Here is a 20468-nt window from a genome sequence, read left to right as displayed (position 1 = left end):
TCGGGCGGCCAGCGGGTGACTACCCCGCACAGGCGGTGATCCCACTCCGTGGGGAGAAGGTGCCATGGGCCGTTTCCGGCTGTCGGCTGCATGTAGTGGGTTAATTGCGATGCGTGACACGCCGGAGGGCTTGGCGCGGCTGGCGCGCCGACGACCAGCGGTCATGCGAGGAGAGGGGTCGGCATTATACGCTTGCCTAGAAGTTGCGCCAGGACGCTGCGGCGGGTCCGTGCGGGCCGGGAGCCGGAAACGGTCGCTCACAGTGGTCATTGGGTGCGCGAAGTCGACTCGTCCGGTCTTCAGCGCATCCTGGTTGGTGCGATTGGCCTGCGTAGGGCCTACACTCGCCGAGGACGCTCGTGAAGAATTTCACGAGCACTCAAGCGGAGGGTCCCGGCCGGGAGTGCTCCCGGGACGGGTGGTCGAGCAGATCCGGAGCAATGGGTGGCCATGGCGACGACAAGGACTGACGGCGTGGGCGGCGGGTCGACGACCGACGCCGACGTCATCGTGGTCGGCGCCGGCCCCGGTGGTTCGTCGGCTGCCTACCACCTCGCCAGCACCGGGCTCGACGTCCTCCTGGTCGAGAAGACGACCTTCCCGCGCGAGAAGGTCTGTGGCGACGGGCTGACCCCGCGCGCCGTGCGCAGCCTCGTCGAGATGGGCATCGACACCTCGCCCGCCGCCGGCTGGGCGCGCAACAAGGGGCTGCGCATCGTCGGCGGCGGCGTGCGGATGGAACTGCCCTGGCCGGACCTGGCGAGCTGGCCCGACTACGGCCTCGTCCGCCCCCGGCTGGACTTCGACGACCTGCTCGCCCGGCACGCGGTGAAGGTCGGCGCCCGGCTGCAGGAGAGTACGGCCGTCACCGGGCCGCTGCTCGACGAGCGCACCGGCCGGGTCGTCGGCGTACTGGCGCGTACCGGGCCCGACCGGGAGCCGGTGACCTACCGCGCGCCGCTGGTCATCGCCGCGGACGGCAACAGCGCCCGGATCGCGCTGGCGCTCGGCATCCGCCGCCGGGAGGACCGGCCGCTCGGCGTCGCCGTCCGCCGCTACTACCGCAGTCCGCTCACCCACGACGACCACCTCGAGTCTCACCTCGAGCTGTGGGAGGGCCGTCCGCGCGAGAGCCGCCTGCTGCCCGGCTACGGCTGGATCTTCGGCGTCGGCGACGGCACCAGCAACGTCGGTCTCGGCCTGCTGAACACCACCGACGCCTTCCAGAACACCAACTACACCGACCTGCTGCGCCGCTGGCTCGCGGCGCTGCCGCCGGAGTGGGGCTTCACCGAGGACAATGCGATCGGCCCGGTGCGCGGCAGCGCCCTGCCCATGGGCTTCAACCGCACCCCGCACTACCGCGACGGCGTGCTGCTCGTCGGCGATGCCGGCGGCATGGTCAACCCGTTCAACGGCGAGGGCATCGCCTACGCACTGGAGTCCGGCCGGTACGCGGCCGAGGTCGCCGTGCAGGCGCTCGCCCGCGCCGAGGGGCCCGCCCGGGAACGCGCCCTCGGACACTACCCGGCGGTGATCCGTGCCCAGTACGGCGGGTATTACACCCTGGGCCGATACTTCGTCCAGCTCATCGGGAACCCGACCATCATGGCGCTCGGCACGAAGTACGGGCTGCCGCGGCCGACCCTCATGCGTTTTGTCCTCAAGATCATGGCGAATCTCACCGACCCCCGGGGAGGGGATGCGATGGACCGACTGATCAACGCTATGACCCGGCTCGCTCCCGCGGCCTGACGTGTTACCCAGGTCGATCCGGTGGCGTGCGGCACGGGCCGGATCGGCGGAATTGCGGTATATCGCGCACTGCGGCGCCGGCGCTGGTGGACCGGTGCCGGAGCGGAGTGTGGCAGGCCGTCGCGGCGTATCCGGACCGCTTTCTCCGCGGACAGGACTGTGGGACCAGCCCGCCGGCGGAGATCCTGGGGCCACGGGTCCTGGGGGGAGCCGGCGGGAGCGGCCGGCGAGGCGGCGAAGTACCACCGGGCCAGGGGATCTGACCCGGGACTCTATGAGGGCGCCCCGCTTCCGGCGCCGTGACCAAGTGGCCAGAAACGTGACGAACACCGAGCACGGACCGTTTGCGATCCGTTCACCGGAAAGCCATTCCTCATAACGTCCGGCAACACTCTTTCGAAGGGGAGGAGTTCGGCATGCTCTCGAACTACGTGCCGATCCTCGTTCTGCTGGCGATCGCGACCCTGTTCGCGGTCGGTTCCGTCGCGGCGGGCGCGCTCATCGGCCCGCGCCGGTTCAACCGCGCGAAGATCGACGCCTACGAGTGCGGGATCGAACCCTCTCCGGCCCCGGCCGGACCGCAGCGTTTCCCGGTGAAGTACTACAACACCGCGATGCTTTTCATCGTCTTCGACATCGAGATCATCTTCTTGTTCCCGTGGGCGGTCGCGTTCGACAGCCTCGCGGTGTTCGGTCTCGGTGCGATGGCGCTGTTCATGGCGACGATCTTCGTCGCGTACGCCTACGAGTGGCGTCGTGGAGGTCTGGAATGGGACTAGAGGAGAAGCTGCCCGGTGGCGTGCTCCTCGCCAGCGTCGAGAAGCTTGCCAACTGGTCGCGGCGGTCGTCGCTGTGGCCGGCGACCTTCGGGCTGGCCTGTTGCGCGATCGAGATGATGTCCACCGGCGCCGGCCGCTACGACCTGTCCCGGTTCGGCATGGAGGTCTTCCGGGCCAGCCCCCGCCAGGCCGACCTGATGATCGTCGCCGGCCGGGTGAGCCAGAAGATGGCGCCAGTGCTGCGGCAGATCTACGACCAGATGCCCGAGCCCAAGTGGGTGCTGTCGATGGGCGTCTGCGCCAGCAGCGGCGGCATGTTCAACAACTACGCCATCGTGCAGGGCGTCGACCACATCGTTCCGGTCGACATGTACCTGCCCGGCTGCCCGCCGCGGCCGGAGATGCTGATGGACGCCATCATCAAGCTGCACGAGAAGATCCTGGCCGGACCGGTCACCGGCAAGACCCCGCACACGGAGTCCGGTTCGTCGCCCTACCCCAAGCCGATCGACGTGGCCACCGCCCGCGCCGGGCTGCCCGCGGGTGAGCTCGACACCCGGACCCTGTCCGTCAACGACCGCAAGCGATTCCGGATCCCCGCCGGCGCACCGGTTCCGACGGGGCGCGGCGCCGTCGAACCCGTTCTCGACGCCCGCCGGCCGGCCGCGATCGTCCCGTCGTCGGTGTTCGGGCGGACCAAGGGGATCCCCGTCGACGCCAAGCCCGCCGACGAGTCGCGGGCCCACGGCCCCGGCCCGAGCACCGCCGACATCGCCGACAGCGACGCCGCTGCGGGCGGCGCCACGGCAGGCACCGGCGCCGCGCAGCGGGACGCCGACCCAGGAGCGACCCATGACACCCCCTGACGGCACCCCCCCTGACGGCACCCCCTCCGCCGGCACTCCCGCCAACGGCATCCCGGCCAACGGCCGCCGGGGCGCGGATGGCGGCGCCCTCGACGAGAGCGGGGCCGCCGCGAACGGCGCCGGCGAGCTGGTGGGGGGCGGCAACGGCGCACGACCGGGACGGCGCCACGACGCGTTCGGTTCCGGCGGCACCGGCGACACCTCCGGGTTCGGCCGGCTCGTCGCCCCGGCCCCGGTGCTGGCGGCCAGCGAGCGGCCGTTCGGCGACCCCGACGCCGACGCGGTGTACGACACGCTCGAACGCGTCTTTCCGCAGCTCGGCGACGCGGTCGAGCGGGCCGTCGTCGACCGCGGCGAGCTGACCCTGCATGTGCGCCGCGAGGGCCTGCCGGCGCTGGCCCAGACCCTGCGCGACGACCCGGGACTGCGCTTCGAGCTGCTGTCGTCGCTGTCCGGAGTGGACTACCCGGACGACATCACCGGGCGCCGGCTGCACTCGGTGGTCCACCTGACCTCGATGACCTACCGCCGCCGGCTGCGCCTGGAGGTCTCCGTCGCCGACGCCGACCCCACGCTGCCGAGCCTGACCTCGGTGTGGCCCACCGCGGACTGGCACGAGCGGGAGGCCTACGACCTGTTCGGCATCGTCTACACCGGCCACCCCGGGCTGACCCGGATCATGATGCCGGACGACTGGATCGGGCACCCGCAGCGCAAGGACTACCCGCTGGGCGGCATCCCGGTCGACTACAAGGGCGCCACGGTCCCGCCGCCGGACGAGCGCCGGAGCTACTCGTGATCCCGCACCCGGCCCTGACCGGCCGCCTGCATCCCCGAGGCGACATCCGAGGTTCGCTATGACGCCCAGCACGTCGGCCCCGCACACATCCTCCGCCCAGCACACATCGACCGCCCAGCCCACCGACGGCACCGCCCACGCCCAGCCCACCGACGGGTCCTCGGCCTACGAGGCCGGGTTCACCGAGTCCGCCGCCGGGCGCGTCTACACCGTCACCGGCGGCGACTGGGAGGAGATCCTCGGCGCCGGTGAACAGGACGCCGAGCGCATCGTCGTCAACATGGGGCCGCAGCACCCCTCCACCCACGGCGTGCTGCGCCTCGTGCTGGAGATCGAGGGCGAGACGGTCACCGAGACCCGCCTCGTCATCGGCTACCTGCACACCGGGATCGAGAAGAGCTGCGAGTACCGGACCTGGACCCAGGCGGTCACCTTCCTCACCCGTGCGGACTACCTGTCCCCGCTGTACAACGAGGCGGCGTACTGCCTGTCGGTGGAGAAGCTGCTCGGCATCACCGACGACATCCCCGAGCGGGCCACCGTGATCCGGGTAATGGTGATGGAGCTGCAGCGCATCGCCTCGCACCTGGTGTGGCTGGCCACCGGCGGCATGGAGCTCGGCGCGACCACCGCGATGATCTTCGGGTTCCGGGAGCGGGAGAAGGTCCTCGACCTGCTGGAGCTCATCACCGGGCTGCGGATGAACCACGCCTTCATCCGCCCCGGCGGCCTGGCCCAGGACCTGCCGGACGGCACGGAGCGGGCCATCCGGGAGTTTCTCGCGGACATGCCCAAGCGCATCCGCGAGTACCACCGGCTGCTGACCGGCCAGCCGATCTGGAAGGCGCGGATGGTCGACGTCAACGTCCTCGACGCCGCCGGCTGCATCGCCCTGGGCGTCACCGGGCCGGTGCTGCGGGCCGCGGGCCTGCCCTGGGACCTGCGCAAGACCATGCCCTACTGCGGCTACGAGACCTACGAGTTCGACGTGCCGACCGCCCTGGAGGCGGACTCCTTCGCCCGCTACCTGGTGCGGCTGGAGGAGATGGGCGAGTCACTCAAGATCGTCGAACAGTGCCTGGACCGGCTGCGGCCGGGCCCGGTCATGGTCGCCGACAAGAAGATCGCCTGGCCGGCGCAGCTCTCGATCGGCGCGGACGGGATGGGTAACTCGCTGGCGCACATCCGGAACATCATGGGGACCTCGATGGAGGCCCTCATCCACCACTTCAAGCTGGTCACCGAGGGCTTCCGGGTGCCGCCCGGCCAGGTCTACACGCAGATCGAGTCACCCCGCGGCGAGCTCGGCTACCACGTGGTCAGCGACGGCGGCACCAGACCGTTCCGCGTCCACGTCCGCGACCCAAGCTTCGTCAACCTGCAGGCCGTGCCGGCGCTGACCGAGGGCGGCCAGGTCGCGGACGTGATCGTCGGAGTTGCCTCGGTGGACCCGGTGCTCGGGGGAGTTGATCGGTGATGGCCTTCTCGCCCGAGATCCACGCCGCCGCGGCCGAGATCATCGCCCGCTACCCGGCCGGCCGCTCCCGCTCGGCGCTGCTGCCGCTGCTGCACCTGGTGCAGGCGGAGCAGGGCTGCGTGACGACCGAGGGGGTGACCTTCTGCGCGGACACGCTCGGCATCACCCAGGCCGAGGTCGGCGCGGTCGCGACCTTCTACACGATGTACAAGCGCCGGCCCGTCGGCGACTACCTCGTCTCGGTCTGCACGAACCTGTCCTGTGCGCTGCTCGGCGGGGACGAGGTCTTCGCCCGGGTCGCCGAACGCCTCGGGATCGGCCACGACGAGACGACCCCGGACGGCTCGATCACCCTCGAACACGCCGAGTGCCTCGCCGCCTGCGACTACGCGCCGGTGATGACGGTGAACTACGAGTTCTACGACCAGGTCGACCCGGACTCGGCGCAGGCGATCGTCGAGGGCCTGCAGGCCGGCGAGCGCCCCGCCCCCACCCGCGGCGGGCCGCTGTGCTCGTTCGCGGAGACGTCCCGCCAGCTCGCCGGGTTCGCCGACGAGCGCCCGGCGGGCGTCGCGGGACCCGGCGTCGGCGAGCCGTCGGTCGCCGGCCTGCTGCTCGCCGAGGCCGCCGGCTGGCGGGCCGACCAGGCCCCCGCGCCGCTGGTGACCGCCGCGCCGCCCACCGCGGACCAGGGCGCCGCCGCGTCGGCCCCGGCCGCGGGTCCGGCCTCGACCTCGGCTCCGGCGCCGGCCTCCACCGAGCGGAAGGGGAACTGATCGATGCCTGTCACCCCGGTCCTCACCCGGCGCTGGAACACCCCGGAGTCGTGGACGATCGAGACCTACCGCCGGCTCGACGGCTACGTCGCGCTGCGCACGGCCCTGGCCGGCGACCCCGACGAGCTCATCAAGCTCATCAAGGACTCGGGGCTGCGCGGGCGCGGCGGCGCAGGCTTCCCCACCGGGATGAAGTGGGGCTTCATCCCGCAGGGCGACGGCAAGCCGCACTACCTCGTCATCAACGCCGACGAGGGCGAGCCCGGCACCTGCAAGGATGCCCCGCTGATGAAGGCCGACCCGCACTCGCTCGTCGAGGGCATCATCATCGCGGCGTACGCGGTGCGAGCCAACCGGGCGTTCATCTACCTGCGCGGCGAGCTGATCCACGCCGGCCGCCGGCTGCGCGCCGCGGTCGCCGAGGCGTACGCCGCCGGCTACCTCGGCCGCGACATCCTCGGCAGCGGCTTCGACCTCGAGCTCGTCGTGCACTCCGGCGCCGGCGCCTACATCTGCGGCGAGGAGACGGCCCTGCTGGACTCGCTGGAAGGCCGGCGTGGCCAGCCGCGGCTGCGCCCGCCGTTCCCCGCGACGCACGGGCTGTACGCGTCCCCGACCGTCGTCAACAACGTCGAGACGATCGCGACCGTGCCCTACATCGTCAACTACGGGGTGGACTGGTTCCGCACGATGGGCCGGGAACGCGCCCCGGGCCCGAAGATCTTCAGTCTGTCCGGCCACGTGACCCGCCCCGGCCAGTACGAGGTCCCGATGGGCACCACCCTGCGCGAGCTGCTCGACCTCGCCGGCGGGGTGCGCGGCGGGCGTGCGCTCAAGGCGTGGACGCCGGGCGGATCGTCCACCCCGATGCTCACCGCGGAGCACCTCGACGCCCCGCTCGACTTCGAGGGCATGCAGGAGGCCGGGTCGCTGCTCGGTACCGCGGCCCTGATGATCATGGATGAGACGACCGACATGCTCCGGGTCGTCCGCCGGCTCACCCAGTTCTACGCCCACGAGTCGTGCGGCAAGTGCACCCCGTGCCGCGAGGGCACGAGCTGGATGGTGCAGATCCTGTCCCGGCTGGAGCGGGGGCAGGGCGACGCCGAGGACGTCGACACCCTCGTCGACGCCTGCGACAACATCTTCGGCCGCGCGTTCTGCGCGCTGGCCGACGGGGCCACCTCCCCGATCGTCTCGGGGATCAAGTACTTCCGGGACGAGTTCATCCCGGTGAGCGCGGTGACCTCGAGGCCGGACGCCACCCCGGACGCCGTCCCGGGTGGCGCCGCGGCCGGCAACGGCTCGGCCGCGCCCACCCCGGGCGCCTACGCGGGAGCGCACTGACCATGACCGTCGCACCAACCCAGCCGGCCGCGCCGGCCGCCACGGATCTCGTCACCCTCACCGTCGACGGGCTGCCGGTCAGCGTCCCCAAGGGCACGCTGATCATCCGGGCGGCGGAGCTGCTCGGCATCGAGATCCCGCGGTTCTGCGACCATCCGCTGCTCGACCCCGTCGGCGCCTGCCGGCAGTGCATCGTCGAGGTGGAGGGCCAGCGCAAGCCGGTCGCCTCCTGCACGACGACCGTCACCGCCGACATGGTCGTGAAGACCCAGCTCACCTCGCCGGTGGCCCGTAAGGCCCAGGCAGGCAACATCGAGTTCCTGCTGCTCAACCACCCGCTCGACTGCCCGATCTGCGACAAGGGCGGTGAGTGCCCGCTGCAGAACCAGTCGATGGCCAACGGCGGCGCCGACTCCCGGTTCAAGGAGGCCAAGCGGGCCTACCCGAAGCCGCTGGCGATCTCCACCGAGATCCTGCTCGACCGGGAACGCTGCGTGCTGTGCGCCCGTTGCACCCGGTTCTCCGCGCAGATCGCCGGCGACCCGTTCATCGAGCTGTTCGAGCGCGGCGCCGCTGAGCAGGTCGCGGTCAGCGACGGCCAGCCGTTCTCCTCCTACTTCTCCGGCAACACGGTGCAGATCTGCCCGGTCGGCGCGCTCACCAGCGCCGCCTACCGGTTCCGCGCCCGCCCGTTCGACCTGGTCTCCACGCCGACGGCCTGCGAGCACTGCGCGTCGGGATGCAGCCTGCGCACCGACCACCGCCGCGGCAGGGTGATGCGCCGCCTCGCCGGCGACGACCCGGCGGTCAACGAGGAGTGGAACTGCGACAAGGGCCGCTTCGCGTTCACCTACGCCCGCGCCGCCGACCGGCTGACCACACCGCTGATCCGCGACGACGACACCGGGCAGCTCGTCGAGGCGACCTGGTCCGAGGCGCTCGAGTACGCCGCCCGCGGGCTGGCCGAATGCCGCGACCGCCACGGCGTCGGCGTGCTCGCCGGCGGCCGACTGACCCGCGAGGACGCCTACGCCTACGCCAAGTTCACCCGGGTGGCGCTGGCCACCAACGACGTGGACTTCCGCGCCCGGCCGCACTCGGCCGAGGAGGAGCAGTTCCTCGGCCACGCGGTCGCCGGCACCGGCATCGGGGTGACCTACGCCGACCTGGAGGCGGCGCCGGCGGTCCTGCTCGTCGCCTTCGAGCCGGAGGAGGAGTCGCCGATCGTCTTCCTGCGGCTGCGCAAGGCCGCCGACAAGCACGCCACCGACGTGCACGCGCTCGCGCCGCTGGTCACCCGCGGGCTGGCCAAGCTCGCCGGGACACTGGTCACCACCGAGCCCGGCGCCGAGCCGGCCGTCCTCGACGCGCTGGCCGACGCCGGCCCCGGGGTGGGCGATTCCCACCCGCTCACCGCGACGGTCCGCGCGATACGTGAACCCGGCGCGGTGATCCTCGTCGGCGAGCGGGCCGGCGAGATCCCCGGGACGCTGTCCGCCGCCCTGCGCCTCGCCGCCGCCACCGGCGCCGCCCTCGCCTGGGTGCCGCGCCGCGCCGGGGACCGCGGCGCCGTCTCCGCCGGGCTGCTGCCCTCGCTGCTGCCCGGTGGTCGCCCGGTCGCCGACCCCGCCGCCCGCGCCGAGGTCGAGGCGTTCTGGGGTGGCCGGCTGCTCGGCGCGCCCGGCCGCGACACCGCCGGCATCCTCGCCGCGGCCGCCGCCGGCCGCCTCGACGGGATCCTCGTCGCCGGGGTGGACGCCGAGGACCTGCCCGACCCCGCCGCCGCGCTGGCCGCGCTGGCCCGCGTGCCGTTCTGCGTGTCGCTGGAGGTGCGGCGCTCGGCCATCGCCGAGGTCGCCGACGTGGTACTGCCGGTTGCGCCGGTGGCGGAGAAGGCCGGCTCGTTCGTCGACTGGGAGGGCCGGCTGCGGCCGTTCCAGCGGGCCCTGGACACCCCGGCGCTGCCCGACGTGCGCGTGCTGCACCTGCTCGCCGCCGAGATGGGCATCGACCTGCGGCTGCCCGACACCGGCGCCGCCGCCCGCGAGCTGCGCGACGTCGGCCGGGCCGGGACCGGCGTCTCCCGGGTGCCCGCGCCGTCCGATCCCGCCGAGGCCGCGAGCGTCCCCGGACCGGGCGAGGCGGTGCTCGCCACCTGGCACCAGCTCGTCGACGACGGCGTCCTGCTCGCCGACGAGCCGTACCTCGCCGGCACCGCCCGGCCCGCCCGCGTCCGCCTGTCCGCGGCGACCGCCACCGAGATCGGGGCGGCGGCCGGGGACCTGGTGACGGTGCGCAGCGGCCGAGGGTCGGTCACCCTGCCCTGCGAGCTCGCCGCCATGCCCGACCGCGTCGTCTGGGTGCCCACCCACTCGCCCGGCTCGCACGTGCGCCGCTCGCTGGCCGCCCGGGCCGGCGTCGTCGTCCGGATCGCGGCCGGCGGCACCCCCCGGCCCGCCGGCGCCGACACGTTCGGCGTCGACCAGCGCCGCGGCACGGCGCTGGGGGCCGAGCTCACCGCCGCCCGCGACACCGCCGTGACGGTCGAGACGTCGCCAGCCGGCTCCCGGCCACCCGCGGCCGGACCGCCGGGCTCGGCCGCGCCGCCGGCGCTGCCCACAGCCGCGGACCCGATCGCGCCGGCGCCGCGCACGGTCGGCGACGAGCCCACCGGAGGCCGGCCATGAGCGTCACCGCCTCCGCGCTCGTGCTCGCCGCCCCGGCCGACCCGGACCTGTCCGGCTTCGGCGACGACCCGTTCTGGCTGATCCTGCTCAAGGGCGTGGGAGTCTTCGCCTTCCTGCTGCTGATGACGCTGTTCTCGATCGTGTTCGAGCGCAAGGTCGTCGCGAAGATGCAGCAGCGGGTCGGGCCGAACCGGCACGGCCCGAAGGGCTGGCTGCAGAGCCTCGCCGACGGCGCCAAGCTGATGCTCAAGGAAGACCTGATCCCGGCCCTCGCGGACAAGCCGATCTTCATCCTGGCGCCGATCGTCTCGGCGGTTCCGGCGTTCCTCGCCTTCGCCGTCATCCCGTTCGGCCCGGAGGTGTCGATCTTCGGTGAGCGCACCACGCTCCAGCTCGCGGACCTGCCCGTCAGCGTTCTCTACATGCTCGCCGCGGCCTCCCTCGGGGTGTACGGGCTGATCCTGTCCGGCTGGTCGAGCGGGTCGACCTACCCGCTGCTCGGTTCGCTGCGTTCGGCGGCCCAGATCATCTCCTACGAGGTGGCGATGGGCCTGTCGTTCGTCGCGGTGTTCATCTACGCGGGCACGCTGTCGACGTCCGGGATCGTGGAGAGCCAGTCGGGACGCTGGTACATCGCGCTGCTGCCGTCGTTCGTCCTGTACTGCATCTCGATGGTCGGGGAGACGAACCGGACCCCCTTCGACCTGCCCGAGGCCGAGGGTGAGCTGGTCGGCGGCTTCCACACCGAGTACAGCTCGATCAAGTTCGCCTTCTTCTTCCTCGCCGAGTACATCAACATGGTCACCGTCTCGGCGATCGCGACCACGCTGTTCCTCGGTGGCTGGCAGCCGCCGCCGATCCCGGGCCTGTCCGGTCTCGACCACGGCTGGGTCCCGTTGATCTGGTTCGTCCTGAAGCTGCTGCTGTTCCTGTTCTTCTTCATCTGGCTGCGCGGGACGCTGCCCCGGCTGCGCTACGACCAGTTCATGGCGTTCGGCTGGAAGGTGCTGATCCCGGTCGGCCTGCTGTGGGTCCTGGTCATCGCGACCTTCCGCGTCTACCAGAAGGACGTCGACGACCGCACGCCGTGGCTGATCGGCGTCGGGGTGGTCATCGGCGTCATGCTGATCATCGCGCTGCTCGATCCCGGTGGCGCGAGGCACCAGCGGGAGCTGGAGGAGGCCGAGCGCCGCAAGCTCGCGGAGGCGCCGAGCCTGGAAAGCATCCCGTGGCCGCCCCCGCCACCGGGCGGTGCGCGCCACCGTTCGGCGGTGCCCGCGGGTACCTCGGCCAACGGGTCGTCCACCGTCATCCCCGCGGACCCCCCTCCGCGTCAGGAGAGCTGAGTCATGGGCTTCTTCGACCCCTACAAGGGCTTCGGCGTCACCTTCTCGACGATGTTCAAGAAGCCGACGACGGAGCAGTACCCGGAGCAGAAGAAGGAGACCGCGCCCCGGTTCCACGGCCGCCACCAGCTCAACCGCCATCCGGACGGGCTGGAGAAGTGCGTCGGCTGCGAGCTGTGCGCGTGGGCCTGTCCCGCCGACGCCATCTACGTCGAGGGCGCCGACAACACCGAGACCGAGCGCTACTCGCCGGGGGAGCGGTACGGCCGCATCTACCAGATCAACTACCTGCGCTGCATCCTGTGCGGGCTGTGCATCGAGGCGTGCCCGACCCGCGCGCTGACGATGTCGAACGACTACGAGCTCGCCGACGACAACCGCCGGGACCTGATCTTCACCAAGGAGCAGCTCCTCGCCCCGCTGGATGCCGGCATGGAGGCGCCGCCACACCCGATGCGGCTCGGCTCCAGCGAGACCGACTACTACGTGCGCGACCCCGACGCGCCGCTGCCCTGGCAAATGACCGACGAACAGCGCGCGGCCGCCGGCGGTTCCGACGCCGACCGCGCCGCCTCTGACCGCGCCGCCTCTGACCGCGCCGCCGACGTGATCGACCGGCGCACGGCCGGCGAGCACTCCCGGGCCGACGAGGTGCCCGCGCACGGCGCCGGGTCGGAGCGGCCGCGATGACCCACACGACCCTGCTCGCCGCCGCGGGCGAGATCACCAGCACCTCCACCGGCGAGGCCGCGGTGTTCTGGATCCTGGCGCCGATAGCGGTGCTGGCCGCTCTCGGCATGGTGTTCGTCCGCAGCGCCGTGCACTGTGCGCTGCTGCTGGTGGCGAACCTGTTCTGCGTCGCGGTGTTCTACATGGTCCAGCAGGCGCCGTTCCTCGGGTTCGTCCAGATCATCGTCTACGCCGGCGCGATCATGGTGTTGTTCCTGTTCGTGCTCATGCTTGTCGGCGTGGACTCGTCGGACTCGCTGGTGGAGACCATCCGCGGCCAGCGTCTGGGCGCGGCGATCTTCGGGCTCGGGTTCGCCGGGCTGCTGGTCTTCCCGATCGGCTCGGCCATCGACGGCGGCAGCGCCAAGGGCCTCGACAAGGCCAACGAGGGCGGCAACGTCCAGGCGATCGGCCGGCTGCTGTTCAGCGACTACGTCTTCGTCTTCGAGGCGATCTCGGCGCTGCTCGTCGTCGCCGCGATCGGGACGATGGTGCTCGGCCACCGCGAGCGCGAGGGCGGCCGGGTCGACCAGCGGGAGTGGATGCGCCGCCGGTTCACCGAGTCCGGCCGCCAGGTCACCCCGCTGCCCGGACCCGGCGTCTTCGCCCGGCATGACTCGGCCGACACCCTCGGCCTGCTGCCCGGCGGCGGCCGCGCCTCCGGGATCGGCGGCATCCCCGGCATCCCCGGGGCCGCCGACGAACCGGGCGCCACGGACCTCCCCGGCGGCCGGGAGGCGGCGGAGACCCCGGACACCCCGGGTTCCCCGGGCGCCCCCGGAGTGTCCGACGGCCCGGGGTCGGCGGGTCCCGGCGGCCCGCGGGGATCCGGCGGGCCCGCCGGGCCGGGCCGGCCGGGCGGACCGGGCGCGGGCGGCGGCTCCACGCCGGGCGCGCCGACACCCCCGGCGCCACCGTCCGCCGCGGCGGACGGTGGCGCGGGCGGAACGGATCCGATCGACGCGAACGGCTCGGCGCTGGCGGGCGCCGGTAAGGGGGACGAGCGGTGAATCCCGCGAACTACCTGATCCTCTCGGCGCTGCTGTTCACCATCGGCACCGTCGGGGTCCTCGTCCGGCGTAACGCGATCGTCGTGTTCATGTCGATCGAGCTCATGCTCAACGCCGTGAACCTGACCCTGGTCACGTTCTCCCGGATCAACGGCACCCTCGACGGCCAGATCATGGCGTTCTTCGTCATGGTCGTCGCCGCCGCCGAGGTCGTCATCGGCCTGGCCATCATCCTCAGCATCTTCCGCACCCGTCGCTCGGCGTCGGTGGACGACGTGAACCTGCTGAAGTACTGACCTGCGACCCAGCGGCCGCGGCGCCCCCGGCGGTCATGGAAGAACGGACGAGACTGCAGTGACGCTTTATCGCCAACGACGCGCCGTGGCGGGGTCGCGATGAGGGTCGCCCCGGCTCTGCTCGCCGCGACCGAACCCGGCGGCCAGCCGATCCACTACGCCGCCGCCTCCGGGGTGTTCTCGCTGTCCTGGCTGCTCATCGTGCTGCCGCTGGCCGGCGCCGCGGTGCTGCTGCTCGGCGGGCGGCGCACCGACCGGGTCGGCCACATCATCGGCACGCTCGCGGCGGCGGCGAGCTTCGTGCTCGGCGTGGTGCTGTTCGCCGCGCTGCTCGGCCGCGACGGCGACGGCCGGGCGCTGTCGCAGCACCTGTACTCCTGGATCCCGGTGAACGGCTTCCAGGTGGACGTCGGCCTGCTCGTCGACCAGCTCTCGATCGTGTTCGTACTGCTGATCACCGGCGTCGGCACGCTGATCCACATCTACTCGATCGGCTACATGGCGCACGACCCGAACAGGCGGAAGTTCTTCGCCTACATGAACCTGTTCCTGGCGTCGATGCTGCTGCTCGTCCTGGGCAACAACTTCCTGTCGCTCTACGCCGGCTGGGAGCTGGTCGGCCTCTCGTCGTACCTGCTCATCAAGTTCTGGGAGGACCGGCCGGCCGCGGCCACCGCGGCGAACAAGGCCTTCTACATGAACCGGGTCGGCGACGTCGGCCTCGCCCTGGCCATCATGTTCATGTTCGCCACCGTGGGTTCGACCAGCTACGCGGACGTGTTCGGCGCCGCCGCCGCGGGCGTCATCGGCTACGGCACCCTGACCGCGATCGCGCTGCTGCTCCTGCTCGGCGCCTGCGGCAAGTCCGGCCAGTTCCCGTTGCAGGCATGGTTGCCGGATGCCATGGAGGGCCCCACCCCGATCTCCGCGCTCATCCACGCGGCGACCATGGTCACCGCCGGGGTGTACCTCATCGTGCGGGCCGGGCCGATCTTCGACGGGACGCAGGCGGCGCGCACCGTCGTCGTCATCATCGGCGCCGCGACGATCCTCATCGGCTGCGTCATCGGCTGCGCCTACGACGACATCAAGAAGGTACTGGCCTACTCGACGGTCAGCCAGATCGGCTACATGTTCCTCGCCGTGGGCCTGGGGCCCGCGGGCTACGCGCTGGGCATCATGCACCTGCTGGCCCACGGCTTCTTCAAGGCCGGCCTGTTCCTCGGCGCCGGGTCGGTGATCCACGGGATGGACGACGACCAGGACATGCGACATTACGGCGGGCTGTGGCGGTACATGCCGATCACCTGGGTGACCTTCGGCCTCGGTTACCTGGCGATCATCGGCTTCCCGGGGCTGTCCGGGTTCTTCACCAAGGACCGCATCATCGAGACCGCGTTCGACAAGGGCGGCACGTCCGGTTACCTGCTCGGCTCGATCGCGCTGCTGGGCGCGGGCATCACCGCGTTCTACATGACCCGGCTGTTCCTGATGACCTTCCACGGCAAGCCGCGCTGGTCGGCGGAGGGGGCGGATGCCAAGCACCCGCACGAGTCGCCGGTGTCGATGACCGGGCCGATGATCGTGCTGGCGGTCGGCTCGGTGTTCGCCGGCGGCCTGTTCGTCCTCGGCCACTCGTTGCAGGACTGGCTCGAACCGGTCGCCGGGACGGGCGTCGAGGGCGTGCACACGTTCTCTCCGGTCGTGCTCACCCTGCTCACCCTGGTGGTGACCGCGGGCGGTTTCGCCGGCGCCTACCTGCGCTACCAGCTCCGGCCGGTCGAGTCCGTGGCCCGGCCGGACACCGAGGTCAGCCTGGTCACCTTCGCCGCCCGGCACGACCTGTTCGCGAACACGTTCAACGAGACCGTCGCCATGCGTCCCGGCCAGTACCTGACCCGCTTCCTGGTCTGGCTGGACCTCGTCGGCATCGACGGGCTCGTGCGGGGCAGCGCCGCCGCCATCGGCGGGCTGTCCGGGCGGATGCGCCGCCTGCAGACCGGCTTCGTCCGGTCCTACGCTCTGTCGATGTTGGGAGGTGCCGTCCTCGTGGTCGGCGCACTGCTGCTGGTGAGGGCGGGCTGACGTGAACACAGTCCCCTGGTTGACGATCCTGCTCATCGTCCCGGCCGCGGGAGCGGTGGTCGTCGCCGCCCTGCCGCGGCGCCACGCCACGCTCGCCAAGCAGCTCAGCCTCGGCATCACGCTCGCGGTCCTGGTGCTCGCCGTGCTCGCGACCTTCGCCTACGACCCCGACAAGGCCGGCTTCCAGTTCGGCCAGTCCTACGACTGGATCTCCACGTTCGGCATCTCCTACTCGGTCGGGGCCGACGGCATCTCGCTGGTGCTGATGCTGCTGGCCGCGCTGCTGGTGCCGGTCGTGGTGCTGTCGTCGTGGGACGAGGTCGACGGCGACGCCACGGGCGGTGGCCGCGTCCCCGCGTCCTCGGTCGCCCCGGACGCCACGGGCGGCACGCCCGGCGGGTCCGCCGGGGGCACCGGTTCCGCCGGCGGAGTCGGGCCGATCGGCGCGGCCGGAGAGAACGGCGGTGTCGGCGGCCTCGGCGGTGATGACCTGGGTGGCGGTGATGACCTGGGTGGCGGGGGTGGGTCGGGTGGCGGTGGTGGGTCGGGCGGGACCGCGGTCGCGCTGGCCGCCCCGGCCCCGGCGCGGACCGCGACGATCCCGCCAGTCGAGACGCGGGGCGAGGCCGCCGAGAGGCACGGCCGCCGTTCGGTGCCGGCGTTCTTCGCGCTGCTGCTCGCGCTGGAAGCCGGGATGATCGGAGTGTTCGCCGCGACCGACGTCTTCCTGTTCTACGTGTTCTTCGAGGCGATGCTGATCCCGATGTACTTCCTCATCGGCAGCTACGGCCCGGTGAAGGAGCAGGCGCAGCGCTCCTACGCGGCGGTGAAGTTCCTGGTCTACAGCCTGCTCGGTGGCCTGCTCATGCTCGCCGCGGTGATCGGCCTGTACGTCGTGTCCGCGGACAACCTCGGGCACGGCACGTTCGACTTCGCCACCCTGCGGCAGATGGAGATCACCCCCGGGGTGCAGAAGCTGCTGTTCCTCGGCTTCTTCGTCGCGTTCGCCATCAAGGCTCCGCTGTTCCCGTTCCACACCTGGCTGCCCGACGCGGGCGCCCAGTCGCCCACCGGCGGCGCGGTGCTGCTCGTCGGCGTGCTGGACAAGGTGGGGACCTTCGGGCTGATCCGCTACTGCATCCCGCTGTTCCCGGACGCCGCGGACTACTTCGCCCCGCTGGTGCTGGGCCTGGCGGTCGTCGGGATCTTCTACGGGGCGCTGCTGGCCATCGGGCAACGAGATATGAAACGCCTCGTCGCGTACACCTCGCTCGCCCACTTCGGCTTCATCGCGCTGGGCCTGTTCGCCTTCACCAGCCAGGCCGGCACCGGCGCGGTGCTCTACATGGTCAACCACGGCCTGTCGACGGGGCTGCTGTTCCTGGTCGTCGGCTTCCTGGTGACCCGCCGGGGCACCCGCGACATCGCCGCCTACGGCGGGCTGGCCAAGGTGACGCCGCTGCTTGCCGGGGTCTTCCTCCTCGCCGGGCTGTCGTCGTTGGCGCTGCCCGGGACGAACAGCTTCGTCAGCGAGTTCCTCGTCCTCGTCGGCACGTTCACCGCGAACAAGCCGCTGGCGATCGTGGCGACCTGCGGCATCGTGCTCGCGGCGATCTACGTGCTGTACCTGTACCAGCGGACGATGACCGGTCCGGTCGTCCACGAGGAGAACCGGGTCCTGCACGACCTCGGCCTGCGGGAGAAGCTCGTCGTGGCCCCGATGGTCGCGCTCATCGTCGCTCTCGGGGTGTACCCGAAGCCGCTGCTTGACATCATCAGGCCGACGGTGACGGCGACCTACGCCGACATCGGCAAGTCCGATCCGGCACCGACCCACCCGGCGGCCGCCAACCCCGCGGCGGCCCATCCCGGGGCCACCCATCCCGGAGGCCATTCGTGAGCGCCGAGACGACCGTCCTGCTGGCGCAGACGCAGAAGATCACGCCGCCGTCGATCGAGTACTCCTCGCTCAGTCCGCTGCTCATCGTCTTCGTGGTGGCGCTGGTCGGGGTGCTCGTCGACGCCTTCGCCACCCGCGGGGCGCGTCGGGTCATCCAGCCCGTCCTGGCCGGTGGCGGCTTCATCGCCGCGCTGGTCGCGGTCGCGGTGCTGCACGGCCGGCACGCGGTGCTCGCCAAGGGCGCGGTGGCGATCGACGCGCCGACGCTGTTCATGCAGGGCACGATCCTGGTCTTCGCGCTGCTGTCGGTGCTGCTCGTGGCCGAGCGCCGGCTCGACTCCTCCGGCGGCGCGATCGTCGCCTCGGCGGCGATCACGCCCGGCTCGAAGGGTTCGACCGCGCAGCAGACCTCTGCGGACATGCAGACCGAGGCGTACCCGCTGATGGTCTTCTCGGTCACCGGCATGATGCTTTTCGTCGCCTCGAACAACCTGCTGGTGATGTTCGTGGCGCTGGAGATCCTGTCGCTGCCGCTGTATCTGCTGGCCGGGCTCGCCCGGCGCAGGCGCCTGCTCTCGCAGGAGGCGGCGATGAAGTACTTCCTGCTCGGAGCATTCTCCTCGGCGTTTTTTCTCTACGGCGTCGCGTTCGCCTACGGGTTTGCCGGCAGCGTGGAGCTCGGCAAGGTCGCCGACGCGGTCGGCACCGTGGGGAAGAACGACCTCTACCTCTACCTCTCGCTCGCCCTGCTGGCCGTCGGTCTGTTCTTCAAGATCGGCGCCGCGCCGTTCCACTCGTGGACGCCCGACGTCTACCAGGGGTCCCCGACCCCGGTGACCGCGTTCATGGCCGCCGGGACCAAGGTCGCCGCCTTCGGCGCCCTGCTGCGCGTCTTCTACGTCGCCTTCGGCGGCCTGCGCTGGGACTGGCGGCCGGTGCTGTGGACCGTGGCGATCCTCACGATGGTCGTCGGCGCGGTGCTGGCGCTGACCCAGCGCGACATCAAGCGGATGCTGGCCTACTCGGCGGTCGCGCACGCCGGCTTCCTGCTCGTGGGGCTCGCCGGCACCAACACCGACGGCCTGCGCGGCTCGATGTTCTACCTGGTCACCTACGGCTTCACCACGATCGCCGCGTTCGCCGTGGTCTCGCTGGTGCGCACGAGCGATGGAGAGGCCAGCGACCTGTCCCAGTGGCGCGGTCTCGGCCGCACCTCGCCGCTGCTGGCCGGCACGTTCTCCTTCCTCCTCCTGGCGCTCGCCGGCATCCCGCTGACCAGCGGCTTCACCGGGAAGTTCGCCGTGTTCCAGGCGGCGATCGAGGGCGACGCGACCCCGCTCGTGGTCGTGGCGCTGGTCTGCAGCGCGATCGCGGCCTTCTTCTACGTGCGCGTGATCGTGCTGATGTTCTTCTCGGAGCCGCTCGCTGAGGGGCCCGTCGTGGTCACCCGACCGACCCTGACGTTCGCCACGGTCGGCATCGGCACCGTGGCGACGCTTGTCCTGGGAGTAGCGCCACAGCCCCTTCTGGACCTCGCGAATACCGCGGCGACGTCCGGCTTCGTACGCTGACGGTGGTATGAGCGCTATCGGGCTGGACGTCGTGGGGATCAGGACCGATCCTGATCTGGAAAAAGCCGTGCGAGATGGGCTTGGTCAGGTGGAGGAGCTGCTACGCGCATCTGTGCGCAGCGAGTTCTCCTTCGTGACCGAGACCTCGCGGCATCTCGTCGATGCGGGGGGTAAACGCTTCCGCCCGATCGTCGTGCTGCTGGCGGCGCAGTTCGCCGATCCGCACGCCCCCGGGGTGGTGCCGGCGGCCGTCGCGATCGAACTCACCCATCTGTCGACGCTGTACCACGACGACGTGATGGACGAGGCCCCCAGGCGCAGGGGAGCGGCGTCCGCCAACGCCCGGTGGACGAACACGGTCGCGATCCTCACCGGCGACTACCTGTTCGCCCGCGCCTCGGACATCACCGCGGACCTGGGCCCCGCGGCGACCCGGATCCTCGCCCGGACGATCGCGACCCTGTGCGAGGGCCAGATCCGCGAGACCGTCGGCCCCGCCCCCGACCAGGACCCGGTCGAGCACTACCTGCGAGTGGTCACGGAGAAGACCGCCTCGCTGATCGCCACCTCCGGCCGCCTCGGCGCGATGCTCGCCGGTGCGGACCCGCTCACCGTCGACACCCTGGCAACCTTCGGAGAGCTGTTCGGGGTGGCCTTCCAACTCTCCGACGACATCATCGACGTCGCCTCCGACCCGGCCGACTCCGGCAAGACCCCCGGCACCGACCTGCGGGAGGGCATCCCCACCCTGCCGGTGCTCTACGCGCTGCAGGCCGACGACCGGCCCGCCGCCCGGCTGCGGGAGCTCATCAACTCGGACTTCGCCGCCGGGGGTGGGAACCCGGAGGAGGGCGTCGCGGAGGCGATCGAGCTGCTGCGCGCGCATGAGGGGATGGCCAGGGCGCGCCAGGAGCTCGTCACCTGGTCGACCCGCGCCCGGGAATGCCTGGCTCCGCTGCCGGACAACGGGGCGAAGGCGGCTCTGGAGTCCCTCGCCGACTTCGTCATCGACCGCACCGGCTGACGCCCCGGCCACGCCGGCACC

At 71.7% G+C, this 20468-nt stretch carries 16 protein-coding genes; all 16 read left to right on the top strand.

The genetic code is table 11. The annotated features are described in order from the left end of the window. Positions 1-450 precede the first annotated feature (450 nt). The 16 genes from AC5R91_RS15365 to AC5R91_RS15290 all read left to right on the top strand — a co-directional run bounded on the left by AC5R91_RS15365 (position 451) and on the right by AC5R91_RS15290 (position 20447). Positions 451-1755: a geranylgeranyl reductase family protein gene (locus AC5R91_RS15365; RefSeq protein WP_495397797.1), complete on the top strand. Its 1305-nt coding sequence runs from the start codon at positions 451-453 to the stop codon at positions 1753-1755. Positions 1756-2171: 416 nt separating this feature from the next. Next, positions 2172-2534 (top strand): NADH-quinone oxidoreductase subunit A, encoded by a 363-nt coding sequence (locus AC5R91_RS15360; protein ID WP_044885120.1) that lies wholly within the window; start codon positions 2172-2174, stop codon positions 2532-2534. After that, positions 2525-3400: a NuoB/complex I 20 kDa subunit family protein gene (locus AC5R91_RS15355; RefSeq protein ID WP_495397796.1), complete on the top strand. Its 876-nt coding sequence runs from the start codon at positions 2525-2527 to the stop codon at positions 3398-3400. The genes AC5R91_RS15360 and AC5R91_RS15355 overlap by 10 nt, the downstream gene beginning before the upstream one ends. Then, on the top strand, positions 3387-4199 hold the full coding sequence (locus tag AC5R91_RS15350; protein WP_495397795.1) for an NADH-quinone oxidoreductase subunit C: 813 nt from the start codon (positions 3387-3389) through the stop codon (positions 4197-4199). Before AC5R91_RS15355 ends, AC5R91_RS15350 begins: the two co-directional genes overlap by 14 nt. A 58-nt stretch (positions 4200-4257) precedes the next feature. Next, positions 4258-5676, top strand: a complete 1419-nt coding sequence (locus AC5R91_RS15345) for an NADH-quinone oxidoreductase subunit D (protein WP_495397794.1) — start codon at positions 4258-4260, stop codon at positions 5674-5676. After that, positions 5676-6452, top strand: a complete 777-nt coding sequence (gene nuoE, locus AC5R91_RS15340; protein ID WP_495397793.1) for an NADH-quinone oxidoreductase subunit NuoE — start codon at positions 5676-5678, stop codon at positions 6450-6452. The genes AC5R91_RS15345 and nuoE overlap by 1 nt, the downstream gene beginning before the upstream one ends. A gap of 3 nt (positions 6453-6455) precedes the next feature. Further along, positions 6456-7799, top strand: a complete 1344-nt coding sequence (nuoF, locus tag AC5R91_RS15335) for an NADH-quinone oxidoreductase subunit NuoF (RefSeq protein ID WP_495397792.1) — start codon at positions 6456-6458, stop codon at positions 7797-7799. 2 nt (positions 7800-7801) lie between these two features. Continuing rightward, positions 7802-10486, top strand: a complete 2685-nt coding sequence (locus AC5R91_RS15330; protein ID WP_495397791.1) for an NADH-quinone oxidoreductase subunit G — start codon at positions 7802-7804, stop codon at positions 10484-10486. Further along, positions 10483-11832 (top strand): NADH-quinone oxidoreductase subunit NuoH, encoded by a 1350-nt coding sequence (gene nuoH / locus AC5R91_RS15325; RefSeq protein ID WP_495397790.1) that lies wholly within the window; start codon positions 10483-10485, stop codon positions 11830-11832. Before AC5R91_RS15330 ends, nuoH begins: the two co-directional genes overlap by 4 nt. Positions 11833-11835: 3 nt before the next feature. Then, a complete protein-coding gene (gene nuoI / locus AC5R91_RS15320; RefSeq protein WP_495397789.1) occupies positions 11836-12522 on the top strand; it encodes an NADH-quinone oxidoreductase subunit NuoI in 687 nt (228 codons plus the stop codon). Further along, on the top strand, positions 12519-13571 hold the full coding sequence (locus tag AC5R91_RS15315) for an NADH-quinone oxidoreductase subunit J (RefSeq protein WP_495397788.1): 1053 nt from the start codon (positions 12519-12521) through the stop codon (positions 13569-13571). Before nuoI ends, AC5R91_RS15315 begins: the two co-directional genes overlap by 4 nt. After that, the gene (gene nuoK / locus AC5R91_RS15310) at positions 13568-13867 is read left to right on the top strand and encodes an NADH-quinone oxidoreductase subunit NuoK (RefSeq protein ID WP_044885129.1); all 300 of its coding nucleotides are present in this window, start codon (positions 13568-13570) and stop codon (positions 13865-13867) included. Before AC5R91_RS15315 ends, nuoK begins: the two co-directional genes overlap by 4 nt. 99 nt (positions 13868-13966) lie before the next feature. After that, positions 13967-15952: an NADH-quinone oxidoreductase subunit L gene (gene nuoL, locus AC5R91_RS15305; protein WP_495397787.1), complete on the top strand. Its 1986-nt coding sequence runs from the start codon at positions 13967-13969 to the stop codon at positions 15950-15952. Between the two features lies 1 nt (position 15953). Further along, on the top strand, positions 15954-17852 hold the full coding sequence (locus AC5R91_RS15300) for an NADH-quinone oxidoreductase subunit M (RefSeq protein ID WP_495397786.1): 1899 nt from the start codon (positions 15954-15956) through the stop codon (positions 17850-17852). Next, a complete protein-coding gene (nuoN, locus tag AC5R91_RS15295; protein WP_495397785.1) occupies positions 17849-19423 on the top strand; it encodes an NADH-quinone oxidoreductase subunit NuoN in 1575 nt (524 codons plus the stop codon). The genes AC5R91_RS15300 and nuoN overlap by 4 nt, the downstream gene beginning before the upstream one ends. Positions 19424-19430: 7 nt before the next feature. Continuing rightward, the gene (locus tag AC5R91_RS15290) at positions 19431-20447 is read left to right on the top strand and encodes a polyprenyl synthetase family protein (RefSeq protein WP_495397784.1); all 1017 of its coding nucleotides are present in this window, start codon (positions 19431-19433) and stop codon (positions 20445-20447) included. Positions 20448-20468 lie beyond the last annotated feature (21 nt).

It is taken from the genome of Frankia sp. BMG5.60, from assembly GCF_059428125.1.
This window is presented reverse-complemented; position numbering and strand designations above follow the sequence as displayed.

Bases quoted from the DNA above. Each gene is read 5' to 3' on its own strand.
- nuoH (WP_495397790.1), top strand. From the start codon at position 10,483: ATGAGCGTCACCGCCTCCGCGCTCGTGCTCGCCGCCCCGGCCGACCCG.
- nuoF (WP_495397792.1), top strand. From the start codon at position 6,456: ATGCCTGTCACCCCGGTCCTCACCCGGCGCTGGAACACCCCGGAGTCG.
- AC5R91_RS15345 (WP_495397794.1), top strand. From the start codon at position 4,258: ATGACGCCCAGCACGTCGGCCCCGCACACATCCTCCGCCCAGCACACA.
- AC5R91_RS15355 (WP_495397796.1), top strand. From the start codon at position 2,525: ATGGGACTAGAGGAGAAGCTGCCCGGTGGCGTGCTCCTCGCCAGCGTC.
- AC5R91_RS15315 (WP_495397788.1), top strand. From the start codon at position 12,519: ATGACCCACACGACCCTGCTCGCCGCCGCGGGCGAGATCACCAGCACC.
- AC5R91_RS15330 (WP_495397791.1), top strand. From the start codon at position 7,802: ATGACCGTCGCACCAACCCAGCCGGCCGCGCCGGCCGCCACGGATCTC.
- AC5R91_RS15290 (WP_495397784.1), top strand. From the start codon at position 19,431: ATGAGCGCTATCGGGCTGGACGTCGTGGGGATCAGGACCGATCCTGAT.
- AC5R91_RS15360 (WP_044885120.1), top strand. From the start codon at position 2,172: ATGCTCTCGAACTACGTGCCGATCCTCGTTCTGCTGGCGATCGCGACC.
- nuoE (WP_495397793.1), top strand. From the start codon at position 5,676: ATGGCCTTCTCGCCCGAGATCCACGCCGCCGCGGCCGAGATCATCGCC.
- nuoI (WP_495397789.1), top strand. From the start codon at position 11,836: ATGGGCTTCTTCGACCCCTACAAGGGCTTCGGCGTCACCTTCTCGACG.
- nuoL (WP_495397787.1), top strand. From the start codon at position 13,967: ATGAGGGTCGCCCCGGCTCTGCTCGCCGCGACCGAACCCGGCGGCCAG.
- AC5R91_RS15350 (WP_495397795.1), top strand. From the start codon at position 3,387: ATGACACCCCCTGACGGCACCCCCCCTGACGGCACCCCCTCCGCCGGC.
- AC5R91_RS15365 (WP_495397797.1), top strand. From the start codon at position 451: ATGGCGACGACAAGGACTGACGGCGTGGGCGGCGGGTCGACGACCGAC.